The organism is Faecalibacterium prausnitzii (genome assembly GCF_003287405.1).
GTDB lineage: Bacteria > Bacillota > Clostridia > Oscillospirales > Ruminococcaceae > Faecalibacterium > Faecalibacterium intestinale.
On record NZ_PRLD01000005.1, the window covers coordinates 25,133 to 37,007 of the forward strand.

An 11,875-nucleotide genomic window follows, 5' to 3' on the forward strand; every position below is an offset into this window, starting at 1 on the left:
GATGGAGAGCATCATCTCGGCCATCCTTGCCGGTGCAGTGACCCTGATCGGTGTGCTGATCGCCAACGGCAAAAGTCAGGCGGTGACCGACACCAAGCTGGAGGAGCTGACCCGGGAGGTGCGGGAGCATAACAACTTTGCCCGCCGCGTACCCATTTTAGAAGAACAGATGAAGGTGGCGAACCACCGCATCGCAGATCTGGAGAAAGAGAGGAACTGAAGCTATGAACGATACCCATTGCAAAATTTCTGCCGCCACGCTGGCGCGCACGGCTGCGTTGGCGCTGGCACTGACCAATCAGGTGCTGAGCGCCTGCGGAAAACCCATGCTGCCCATTGAGAGCGCCACCGTGGAGCAGCTGGTGACCACCGGTCTGACCGTGGCCGCCGCCCTTGCGGGCTGGTGGAAGAATAACTCCTTCACCCCGGAGGCCATTGAGGCCGACGGCTATCTGGAAAAGCTGCGGAAGGAGAAGTAAAAAGTAACAGAGCCCCTGCACAGATTGCTGTGCAGGGGCTCTACTGTTGCAAGATACAGCCAACAAAAAACGGCTCTGCCGAAGCAGAGCCGTAAAGTTGCATACTGAAATATAATCAGCGCTTGGAGAACTGGGGAGCATCGCTGGCAGGGCTGCGCCCTGCACGCGATGCTTGAGCAAGGATTTATAAGCGCCTCCGGCTCGCCCCTTGCGGGGCAACCGCCGGAGATGCGCAGTCGTACTCCCCAGTTCTCCGGGAAGGTGGGCAACAAAAAAACGGCTCTGCCGAAGCAGAGCCGTAAAAGTGCATCTGAAATATAATCAGCGCTTGGAGAACTGGGGAGCACGACGTGCAGCCTTCAGGCCGTACTTCTTACGCTCCTTCATACGAGGATCGCGGGTCAGGAAGCCAGCCTTCTTCAGCACAGGACGGTTCTCGTCACTCTGCTGCAGCAGGGCGCGGCTCAGGCCGTGACGGATAGCGCCAGCCTGACCGGAAACACCGCCGCCGGAAACGCGGACGACGACGTCGTACTTGCCCTCCAGGCCCAGCAGGACCAGCGGAGAGCGGACGATCAGCTTCAGGGTCTCCAGACCGAAGTAGTTGTCGATATCACGATCGTTGATGGTGATCTTACCGGTGCCGGTGTAAACGCGAACGCGGGCAACGGAATCCTTACGACGACCAGTGCCGTAGAAATAAGGTTTGGTTTCGTACATATTCGATTGCCTCCTTCTTAGAACTCGATCTTCTCGGGCTTCTGAGCAGCGTGAGCGTGCTCGGCACCCTGGTAGCAGTGCAGGCGGGTCAGAGCCTTAGCACCGATGGTGTTGGAAGGGATCATGCCCTTGACAGCGTAGGTCATAGCCAGATCGCTGTTCTCAGCCATCAGCTTGCTGTACTGGACCTTCTTCAGGCCGCCGATGTACTTGCTGTGGGTGATGTGGAACTTCTGCTCGGCCTTCTTGCCGGTCAGAACAGCCTTGTCGCAGTTGATGACAACCACGAAATCGCCGCAGTCCACGTTGGGGGTGTAATCGACCTTCTGCTTGCCGCGCAGCAGAACAGCGGCCTCAGCAGCGACGTGGCCCAGGCTCTTGCCGGCAGCGTCGAGCAGGTACCACTTACGCTCGACTTCAGCGGGCTTTACGAGAGTAGTGCTCATATCTATTTCCTCCTGATAAGCTTTTTGTACGTTTCAGGCGCCCTTTTGGGGCGCGAGTGTCAGTATACAACACAAAAACGCGCCTGTCAACATGATTTTTGGATTTTTTCAGCGGAATTTTTTGAAACTCTCAAAATCGCTTGTTTTCTCTTGAATTCTCTTGATTTCTAAATTTCGATTTTTGCAAAAGTTTTTTGCCCGCCCCGGCATATTTTTGCCATTTGCCCGCTACAAATCCCGCTGCGGTTGTGGTATACTATAAAGGATATGGGCGGCGTACCGCCGCCTTGCCAACACAAGGAGAATACATCCATGCCAAATGAGATCGACCGCACTTCCTCGGCGCAGCGCCGCAGCTCCAGGCTGCTGACGGCGATGGCCATTTTCATCTGTCTGGGCATCGCAGCCTACATGGTGCTTACCCTGCTGGTGAACCGGCAGACCCCCGCGACACCCGACACCCACTATACCGGCACGAACGGCGTCTCTGTCTACTACGACAGCAGCGTGTGGAGCGTGTGCCGCATGACCGAGGACGCAACCCTCGGCACCGTGCTGGAACTTGCCACCGCCGATACGGCAGACAGCGAGGATTATCAGGCCGTGCTGCTGCAGCGCGGCACCGCCGACAGCTACGACAACTTTATTGAGGATTCGGAAGCCGACCTCAAGCAGGCCTATGGTGTCATCAAGCCCCGCAAGGTCAACCTGACCGTGGAGGGTGCAGCCGTAGAGGCGGTGCGCTGCGATATCCGCACCTACTACGCCGTGCTGGCCACCATCACCTACGACAGCGGCGATGTGGTCTATGTTTCGGCGCTGACAAAGCTGGCGTCCATCAGCGATGTGGTCAATCTGGTAGAAAGTGTGAGCCTGTCATGAGTGATCTTCGTGCAATGCAGCGGCTTTGCGGCCTGATGCGCAAGGCCGTGCAGGACTATGAAATGATCGCCCCCGGCGACCGGGTGATGGTGGGCGTTTCCGGCGGCAAGGACAGCGTGGCGCTGACCATCGGCCTTTCCATGCTGCGCAAGTACATCGGCTTTGACTACGAGGTGGTGGCGGTCACGCTGGACCCGCAGTTTGACCATCAGCCCATGGACTACTCGGCGCTGGCAGAGCTGTTCCGGCAGCACGGCATCCCCTACGAGGTGCGCCGCACCGAGATCGGCCCTGTGGTGTTCGAGTACCGCAAGGAGAAGAACCCCTGCGCCCTGTGCGCCAAGCTGCGGCGGGGTGCGCTGCACACCGCCGCGCAGGAGCTGGGCTGCAACAAGGTGGCGCTGGGACATCATCTGGACGATGCCGTGGAGACCTTTTATATGAACCTCTGGCGGGAGGGGCGCATCGGCTGCTTCTCGCCGGTGACCTACCTCTCCCAGCGGGATCTCACCCTCATCCGCCCCATGCTGCTGGCTACCGAGTACGAGGTGCAGTGCGCCGTGCGGGAGGCGGGCTTGCCCATCGTGAAGAGCCGCTGTCCCGCCGACGGCGTTACCGTGCGGGAACAGACCAAAGAATTTGTGCAGGAGCGCTGCCGCACCGACCACGCCTTCCGTCAAAAGACCCTCCATGCCTTGCAGGAGAGCGGCATTGACGGCTGGCGTCCCGTCCACACGGGCCGGGGCAGCTTTATCGTACCAAAAAAGGAAACAGATCATGCAGAAACAACCATTTGAAAAACACGTCTGGGCCGAGATCGACCTCGAGGCCCTTCGGTATAATTTCCGGGAGGTAAAAGCCCGGGCAGGGGAACTGCCCCTGTGCGCAGTGGTCAAGGCGGACAGCTACGGCCACGGCGCGGTACAGTGCGCCCGGGTGTTCGCCGAGGAGGGTGCCGCATGGCTGGCGGTCAGCTGCCTGACCGAAGCTGTGCAGCTGCGCAAGGCAGGGCAGACTTTGCCCATTCTCATTCTGGGTCATGTGCAGCCCGCCTACGCCGCCGCCCTGATCCAGAACGACATCACCGTGGCCTGCTACTCCCTTGCGCAGGCACGCGCCCTGAGCGAAGCTGCCGTGGCGGCGGGCGGCAGAGTGCACATCCACCTCAAGGCCGACACCGGTATGGGGCGCATCGGCTTTGCCCTGCGCACCGATTTTGACGCCGCCATCCGGGAGATGCTGGAAGCCTGTGCGCTGCCCGGGCTGGAAATGACCGGCCTGTTCCAGCATTTTTCCGTGGCTGATGACACTGCCCCGGAGAATGTGGCCTATACTGCCGAGCAGCACGCACTGTTCGTGAAAGCTTTCCACGCGCTGAAAGCTGCCGGGCGGGAACCCGCCCTTGTGCACTGCGACAACTCTGCCGGGGTTATGCTGCACCCGGACTGGCCGGAGGGGTTGCCCCGGGAGCGCTGCATGGCGCGCCCCGGCATCATCCTGTACGGCTACGACCCCAGCGACGAGGTACGCTTTGGGCGCTTTAAGCCGGTGATGACCCTCAAGACCGTGGTGAGCATGATCAAGGAGATGCAGCCCGGCCAGTGCGCCAGCTACGGCCGCCGCTTTACCGCCGAAAAGCCCACCAAGGTAGCCACCCTTTGCACCGGCTATGCCGACGGTTACCCCCGGCTTTTGAGCTGCGGCAAGGGCGTGGTGGAGATCCACGGCAAGGCCTGCCCGGTGCTGGGGCGGGTGTGCATGGATCAGATGATGGTGGACGTGACCGACGTGCCGGAAGTGCGCGAGGACGACGAAGCCATCCTGTGGGGCGGCACCGTGAGCGACACCGCAGAGACCATTGCCCGCAAGACCGATACCATCCCCTACGAAGTGCTGTGCGGCGTTTCCCGCCGCGTGCCCCGCGTCTACCGCGACCATGGACAGATCGTGGCCGTGGAGGACTGGATCTTAGAAGCATAAAGCTGCCCGGAGGAACTACATGGCAAGAGACAACATCCGCAACTTCTGCATCATTGCACATATCGACCACGGCAAATCCACCCTGTCCGACCGCATTCTGGAACTGACCAAGAGCGTGGACGAGCGCACTATGGAAGACCAGATCCTGGACAACATGGATATCGAGCGCGAGCGCGGCATTACCATCAAGGCGCGTGCCGTGACCATGAACTATACCGCAAAGGACGGCAAGACCTACGAGTTCAATCTGATCGATACCCCGGGTCATGTGGACTTTGCCTACGAGGTCAGCCGCAGTCTGGCTGCCTGCGAGGGCGCTATTCTGGTGGTGGATGCCACGCAGGGCGTGGAAGCGCAGACGCTGGCCAACACCTATATGGCACTGGAGCACGATCTGGAACTGGTGCCCATCCTGAACAAGATCGACCTGCCCAGTGCCCACCCGGACGAGGTGGCGCAGGAGGTGGAGGACGTGATCGGCCTGCCCTGCATGGATGCGCCCCGCGTCTCCGCCAAGACCGGCCTGAACATCGATCAGGTGCTGGAGCGTGTGGTCAGCGATATCCCCGCTCCCACCGGAGACCCGGACGCACCTTTAAAGGCGCTGATCTTCGACAGCATCTACGACAGCTACAAGGGCGTCATCGTCTACATCCGCGTGTTCGAGGGCACGGTAAAGCCCGGCGACACCATCCGCATGATGGCTACCGGCGCAGAGTTCACGCTGGTGGAGGTGGGTCACATGGGCGCCACCGCCCTGACTCCCTGCGCCCAACTGCAGGCCGGTGAGGTAGGCTACCTGACCGCCAGCATCAAGACGGTGCAGGACACCCGCGTGGGTGATACCGTCACGCTGGCAGAGCGCCCCACCGCAGAAGCGCTGCCCGGCTACCGTCAGGTCAAGCCCATGGTGTTCTGCGGTATCTACCCTGCCGATGGTGCCAAGTACCCCGACCTGAAGGACGCGCTGGAAAAATTGCAGCTGAACGACGCCTCCCTGACCTTTGAGCTGGAAACCAGTGCCGCGCTGGGCTTCGGCTTCCGCTGCGGTTTCCTGGGTCTGCTGCACATGGAGATCATCACCGAGCGTCTGGAGCGGGAGTTCGATCTGGACATCATCACCACCACCCCCAGCGTGCGCTACCGTCTGACCCTGACCGACGGCACGGTGGAAATGATCGACAACCCTTCCAGCTACCCGGATCCCAGCAATATCGTCAAACAGGAAGAGCCCTTTGTGGATGTGCACCTGTACACGCCCAACGACTATGTGGGCGGTCTGATGGATCTGTGCCAGAGCAAGCGCGGCGTGCTGATCGATATGAAGTATCTGGACGATGTGCGGGTGGACCTGCACTATGCTTTGCCGCTGGGCGAGATCGTGTACGACTTCTTTGATGCCATCAAGAGCCGCAGCCGGGGCTACGCCAGCTACGACTACGAGTTCAAGGAGTACCGCGAGAGCGATCTGGTCAAGCTGGACTTTTTGCTCAACGGCGACCCCGTGGACGCACTGTCCATGATCGTGTTCCGGGACAACGCCTACGCCAAGGGACGCCGCATCTGCGAAAAGCTGCGGGACAACATCCCGCGTAACCTGTTCGAGATCCCGGTGCAGGCAGCCATCGGCGGCAAGATCATTGCCCGCGAGACGGTCAAGGCCATGCGCAAGGACGTGCTGGCCAAGTGTTACGGCGGCGATATCTCCCGTAAAAAGAAGCTGCTGGAAAAGCAGAAGGAAGGCAAAAAGAAGATGCGTCAGCTGGGCAGCGTTTCCCTGCCGAGCGAAGCTTTTACCGCCGTGCTCAAGCTGGACAGCGACGACGATTGATCCGCAAATATGCAAAAAAGGGATGCTGCGCTGCGGCATCCCTTTTTTATGGGAAACTCCCAAATGTGAAATCCGCTCATGGCAGAGATGCACTCTTTGCTTTTCACTCTAAATATGTTATAATTTCTTTATATATAAATTTATGTATCCGTTTTTGGAGAGATGGGCTGCGGCCTTGTGCCGCGCGCGTCTCCCTGCAACGTTCCCCCACAGAAAGGATGTGGCCTTTATCAAAGCAAAGCACGGAAAAGGCGCAGCGCAAAACGGCAGACACAGCGGCAGCTGCGCACAGGCACCGGCTTCCCGGTGGAAGCAGGTGCTGCTGACCCTGCTGATCTTTATTGCTCTGCTCGCTCTGATCGGCGGGGCGCTGTGGCAGAATATCTGCTATAACCGTACCCACTATACCGCAGAGTTTTATCAGATCCATTCCCGCAAGCTGACCCAGAGCTGCCGGGTCGTTTTTCTCACCGATTTACATCTGCGGGAGTACGGGCAGGATAACTGCGAGCTGGTGCAGGATATCCACAGCCTTGCCCCGGATCTGATCCTGCTGGGCGGCGATCTTGTGACCTACGGCGAAGGTTCCAGCTATGATAATATGCTTTCCCTGTGCAGTCAGCTGAGCGAGATCGCGCCGGTATGCGGGGTGCTGGGCAACCATGAGGACGAGCTGTATTTTCTGGACGGCGATCAGGCTCTGGTGGAAAAGTTCACCGCCGCCGGGGTGACCATCCTGCGCAATCAGGAAGCGCGCTATACCGTCCGCGACAATGTCATCAGCATTCTGGGTGTGGAGGGCAGCCCGGAGGACTTTTATAATTACGGAGCAAGCACCTTTATGGACAGCGTGGAGCCGCAGACAGACTACGATCTGCGCATCTGTCTGGCACACGTTCCCACCTACTTTCCTGAGCATCTGGAAAATTATTCCTTTGAACTGGGTCTGGCCGGGCACACCCACGGCGGCATCGTGCGGCTGCCGAAGATCGGCCCGCTTTATAGCGCCGAGGAGGGCTTTCTGCCCGACTATGCCGGTGGCAGCTATGAGCTTGCCAACAACGCCACCCTCATCGTAAGCCGGGGACTGGGCGATTCCAGCTGGGTGCCCCGCATCAATAACGTGCCGGAGCTTTCGGTCATTGACATCGACTAAGCAGTCTGCACCGCGCGTGCAGGCCGCTGCAAAAGGGTAGAATGCCATGGATGACATCAAAGAAAAGATCAAACAGGCGCTGCGCCATATCTGGATCAATAAATACCGTCTGTTTTTCTGCCTGCTGACCTTGTGCTGTCTGTTCGGGCTGGTTCACTATTTCAAAAGTGCGGACAGCGCCACTGCCAGCATCTCCTTCAATTACTCCGAGGCGGCGCTTGGCATGAACCCCAACAAGACCCGCTTCAACGCCTACGAGATCGTTTCGGACGAGGTGATGGAACGCGCCATCCGGCGGGTGGGACTGCAGGACAGCCTGACGGCATCTCAGCTGGCGGAGTGCCTTTACCTCAGCCCGGAAGGCACCGGCAGCGCCAATGGCAGCGAGTATATCAGCACCAACTACTATCTTTCCATCAATACCCGCAAGCTGGAGCTTGGCAGCCGCAAGCCCATGGATCTTTTGCAGAGCGTGTGCGAATCCTACCGGGAGATCTTTCAGAGCAGCTACTGCGACAACCAGAGCCTGCTGAAGGAAAAGCTGGACGTGACCTCTGCGTGTGAGCCTTATCTGCGGCTGAACGAGCTGGAGGTGCGCGCTGAGGGGCTGAACCGCTACCTGAACGCTCGTCTGCAGGAGAACAAAAGCTTTACGGACGAGGCAAACCCCGACTCTGCCACCAACAACTTTACCACGCTGGGTAAAAAGATCAACAATCTGGTAGCTTACGATCTACCCAATGCCATGGCCTTTGTCATTGAGGGCGGCGTTGCCCGCGACCCGTCCATGCTGACCAGCATTCTGGAATACAAGAACAAAATCGACGATCTTGCCATGCGCACTCAGCAGGCTTATTATGACGCCGATAAAAAGGGCATTTCCATCTACGAAAAGTCCATGACCTCCATCATGATGATCCCCACCGTGGATGAGGACAGCGAATACTATATGTCCCGCACCAAGACCGCCATGGACGCGCTGGCGCGCTCGGCAGACGCTTCTCTGTCCGATGCCACCGATTACCAGTCCGAGATCGTGAGCACGAACTATGTGATCCAGAAGATCCGGGAGCTGGATGCCGGGCAGCCGCGCTTGGCCGAGGCACAGGCCATGGTGAACAAGCTGGAAGCTGCCATTAACGAGATCTCGGAGCAGCTGTTCGTGCTGGACAAAGCCTACGTCAAGTATAAATCCCAGAACTATATCACCTTTAGCTACGGTTCATCCTCCTTTATCCAGCGGCTGAGCCCGAAAAAGACCCTGATGGAGTCTGTTGCCGTGATGCTGGGCGGCGCATGGCTGCTCCACGAACGGAAACGCAGAAAGGTAAGGCACCACAAATGAAAAAGTTTGAGATCCTGCGCTATCTGAAGCGTTTCAGCCTGCTGATCTTTCTGGTGTCGCTGGCAGGTGCGGCCGCCATCTACCTGTATGCGGACGGTCGGCAGAAGTACACTGCATCGGTCATCATCCGCTATACCAACGACGGTATCTCGGACGGCTACACCCCGGACGGCAGCGAGCTGGATGTCAACGAGATCTATTCCTCCACGGTCATTTCGCAAGCCATGGATGCGCTGGGCGCTTCCGGGCGGCTGAGCACCATCCGTTCCAACATTTCGGTGACCCCGGTGATTTCAGAGGATCAGCAGACTATCAATGAGGCACTGCTGGATAAGGGCGAAGAGGTGACCTATTTCCCCGACACCTACAAGGTGAGCCTTGTGGTAGACGGATCGCTGGGCGCGGGCTATGCCCGCAATATGCTGGATGCTATCATCCAGAGCTACTGCACCTATTATACGGAAAAATATGTGGAGCAGAAGCTTTCGCTCAACCCATCCTCCGGTCTGCTGGACAACGGCTACGACTACTACGAGTGCATCCGCATTCTGGAAAACGATACCAACGAGATGCAGGACTATCTGCTGAATAAGCGGGAGCACTACCCGGACTTCCGCTCCTCCCGCACCGGCTACACCTATGCAGACCTGTGCGATATCTATTCCGATTTTAAAAAATACACCATCCCAGAGCTGTACGCCTATGTGCTCAACGGTCCGCAGGTGCGGGACGGCACGGTGCTGCAGGAGTATCTGGCCAACTGCATCGAGACTGCAAAGCAGAACGAACAGATCTCCACCGAGCAGCGGGACAGCCTGTGGGCTCTGACCGACCAGTATGTGTACAAGAACGCCGACCTGCTGCAAAACTATTTTACCGACCGGGGCGAGGTGGTGTCCTCGGACTACATCTTGGGCAACATCGAGCTGGAGGGCGCGGGCGATAAGGCACAGACCACCTACGACGGTCTGGTGCTGAAACTGGTGTCACTGGAACAGCAGGTGGCTGCCAGCCAGATCGACCGACAGTTTCAGGAGGAGATCCTGCAAAGCTTCCGCAACGTGGATTTTGGCGGCACAGACGAGCAGCACGCCAAGATGGAAAGCCTGATCAATGACTACGAGGCACAGCTGAAGCGCTACTACGAGATCATCAATACCAGCAGCAAGGAGCTGAACCTGTACATCAGCGCGGATTATCTGAAGATGATCAGCTCGGTGCAGGTTGCTGCTGCTATCAACGTCAAGCTGTATTTGATGCTGGCGCTGGTGCTGTTCTTCGTCATCGGCTGCTGCGGTGCCGTTTTGCTGGGCCGTATCTCCGATATCGTGGATTATCTGCTGTATGTGGACAAAAAGACCGGGCTGCCCAACCGCGAAAAGCTCAATGTTTATATCAGCAGTATGGCAGACCGCATCCTGCCGGAAGATTATACCTGCTTTGCTTTGCAGCTGGATAATCTGTCCGATATGAGCCGCCGCTTTGGCTACCATGTAGGCGATGGCATCCTGAAGGATTTTTCCGGTCTGCTGCAGCTGATGGGTGATACCGACGGCACGGTGGGCTACAACGGCGCGGGCAAGTTCCTTGCCTTCTTTGGTGAGTGCAGCAGCCGGAAGGCAGAGGTCATGATCCGCATCCTGCAAAGTCAGGTGGACGAGTACAACAAGCTGAACCCGGAGTACCCCATCCTGTTCACCGCCGCATGGGCGACCTCTTCGGAGGATGATATCTATAATGTGCGGGATCTGGTGCGCACAGCGCAGAAAAAGATGTCCCTGATCGCAGAGGAGGGCGGCTCTGCCCTTGCCGGGATCGAAAGAGGTGGAGTATGATCCGCAACCGACGCGCTTACCAGTTGATCCAATGCCGCACCCACAGTCGTCTGCTGGCGGGTGCTGCCGCCGTGTGCGCCGCCGCCTGCGGTCACGCAGACCTTGCGTTGTACCATCTGCTGCACCGGGGCGGTGCACCGCTGCCGGACAGCACACAGGCCGACCGTGCTGCGCTGACAGCATTGTGTCCGAAGCCCGCAGCGGAGGGGGAATGCCCGCCGCTGCCGCCGCAGGACCCGGCGGTGACGCTTTCGGTCATCGTGCCGGTGTATAACGGCGAAGCCACCATTGCTGCTTGTCTGGACAGCATTTTGCAGCAGGATACCGACTGCACCGTGCAGCTGATCGTGGTGGACAGCGATTCCACCGACGGTACAGCCGCTGTGCTGGAACGCTACCGGGCACAGCCCGGGGTGGTGCTGTGCAATTGCATCGCACCCCGCAGCGCTGCTGCCGCCCGCAACGAAGGGCTGCGCCATGCCGTGGGGCGCTGGCTGATGTTCGTGGACAGCGATGATCTGTTATTGCCCGGTGCAATCCGTACCCTGCTGGAGGCCGCACAGCGCCTTGATGCCGATGTAGTGCAGGGCGGCTGGCAGTACCTGTACACGGATGGCAGCTACGGTCCGGTGCAGTGCTACCCGGCGGCGGTCTACATCGGTAACGCTGCGCCGGAGCGATTTGAGCTGCCCGGAATGCCATGGGGTAAAATCTACCGGCGGGAGCTGTTTGCACAGGTGCGCTTTCCGGCTTACTATACCTGCTTTGAGGATACCATCATCCATTTTCTGGTGTTCCGTCAGGCAAAAGCAGTGGTCTCTGTGCCGGAGGTCGTCTACCTGTGGCGCAAAAACCCCAAGGGACTTACCGCCACCAGCCAGCACCGCCCTGCAGCCGTGCAGAGCTACTGGATCATGGAGCAGCTGCTGGCGCAGGATGCCGCGCTGGGCTTGCCCCACGATGCCCTGTACCGCTGCAGCCTGACGCTGCAGCTTTCGGCTTTTTGCTATGCCACCATATCTGGATTGCCGCAGGAAACGCAGCAGGCCGTTTTCCGGCTGTGCTGCGCACTGTATGCCAAGGCGCTGCCGCAGGAGAGCGCACTGCCCCGCCGTGCTCGCTGGGGCACCCGTGCGCTGCGGCAGCAGGACTTTGGGCTGTGGTGCCGCTACGGCAGAAGATTTCAGTTGTTATAATGTGA

12 protein-coding genes are annotated in these 11,875 nt (G+C 58.8%); 10 read left to right on the plus strand and 2 right to left on the minus strand.

Annotated elements, in window-relative coordinates; translation table 11 throughout:
- The first annotated feature begins 1 nt into the window (after position 1).
- Positions 2-220 (plus strand): hypothetical protein, encoded by a 219-nt coding sequence (locus C4N24_RS06295; protein ID WP_112090739.1) that lies wholly within the window; start codon positions 2-4, stop codon positions 218-220.
- A 4-nt stretch (positions 221-224) separates the two neighbouring features.
- Positions 225-479, plus strand: a complete 255-nt coding sequence (locus C4N24_RS06300; RefSeq protein ID WP_112090740.1) for a phage holin — start codon at positions 225-227, stop codon at positions 477-479.
- 321 nt (positions 480-800) lie between these two features.
- On the opposite strand, the gene rpsI is transcribed toward C4N24_RS06300, so the two are convergent.
- Together rpsI and rplM are read right to left on the minus strand one after the other, a co-directional pair.
- A complete protein-coding gene (gene rpsI / locus C4N24_RS06305; protein WP_005921092.1) occupies positions 801-1,199 on the minus strand; it encodes a 30S ribosomal protein S9 in 399 nt (132 codons plus the stop codon).
- Between the two features lie 17 nt (positions 1,200-1,216).
- Entirely contained in the window at positions 1,217-1,645 is a 429-nt protein-coding gene (gene rplM / locus C4N24_RS06310) for a 50S ribosomal protein L13 (RefSeq protein ID WP_112090741.1), read from the minus strand.
- 312 nt (positions 1,646-1,957) lie between these two features.
- On the opposite strand from rplM, the gene C4N24_RS06315 reads away from it, so the two are divergent.
- From C4N24_RS06315 to C4N24_RS06350, 8 genes are all read left to right on the plus strand, one after another.
- Positions 1,958-2,527 carry a hypothetical protein gene (locus C4N24_RS06315; RefSeq protein WP_112090742.1) on the plus strand — a complete coding sequence of 190 codons (570 nt, stop codon included), beginning with the start codon at positions 1,958-1,960 and terminating at the stop codon, positions 2,525-2,527.
- Positions 2,524-3,324, plus strand: a complete 801-nt coding sequence (locus tag C4N24_RS06320) for a tRNA 2-thiocytidine biosynthesis TtcA family protein (RefSeq protein ID WP_112090743.1) — start codon at positions 2,524-2,526, stop codon at positions 3,322-3,324. The genes C4N24_RS06315 and C4N24_RS06320 overlap by 4 nt, the downstream gene beginning before the upstream one ends.
- Entirely contained in the window at positions 3,305-4,507 is a 1,203-nt protein-coding gene (alr, locus tag C4N24_RS06325) for an alanine racemase (protein WP_112090744.1), read from the plus strand. Before C4N24_RS06320 ends, alr begins: the two co-directional genes overlap by 20 nt.
- Before the next feature lie 19 nt (positions 4,508-4,526).
- Positions 4,527-6,338: a translation elongation factor 4 gene (gene lepA / locus C4N24_RS06330; protein ID WP_112090745.1), complete on the plus strand. Its 1,812-nt coding sequence runs from the start codon at positions 4,527-4,529 to the stop codon at positions 6,336-6,338.
- 220 nt (positions 6,339-6,558) lie between these two features.
- Positions 6,559-7,494 carry a metallophosphoesterase gene (locus C4N24_RS06335; protein ID WP_242983198.1) on the plus strand — a complete coding sequence of 312 codons (936 nt, stop codon included), beginning with the start codon at positions 6,559-6,561 and terminating at the stop codon, positions 7,492-7,494.
- Positions 7,495-7,540: 46 nt separating this feature from the next.
- On the plus strand, positions 7,541-8,839 hold the full coding sequence (locus tag C4N24_RS06340; RefSeq protein WP_112090746.1) for a hypothetical protein: 1,299 nt from the start codon (positions 7,541-7,543) through the stop codon (positions 8,837-8,839).
- Positions 8,836-10,674 (plus strand): GGDEF domain-containing protein, encoded by a 1,839-nt coding sequence (locus tag C4N24_RS06345; protein WP_112090747.1) that lies wholly within the window; start codon positions 8,836-8,838, stop codon positions 10,672-10,674. The genes C4N24_RS06340 and C4N24_RS06345 overlap by 4 nt, the downstream gene beginning before the upstream one ends.
- Entirely contained in the window at positions 10,671-11,870 is a 1,200-nt protein-coding gene (locus tag C4N24_RS06350; protein ID WP_112090748.1) for a glycosyltransferase family 2 protein, read from the plus strand. The genes C4N24_RS06345 and C4N24_RS06350 overlap by 4 nt, the downstream gene beginning before the upstream one ends.
- Positions 11,871-11,875 lie beyond the last annotated feature (5 nt).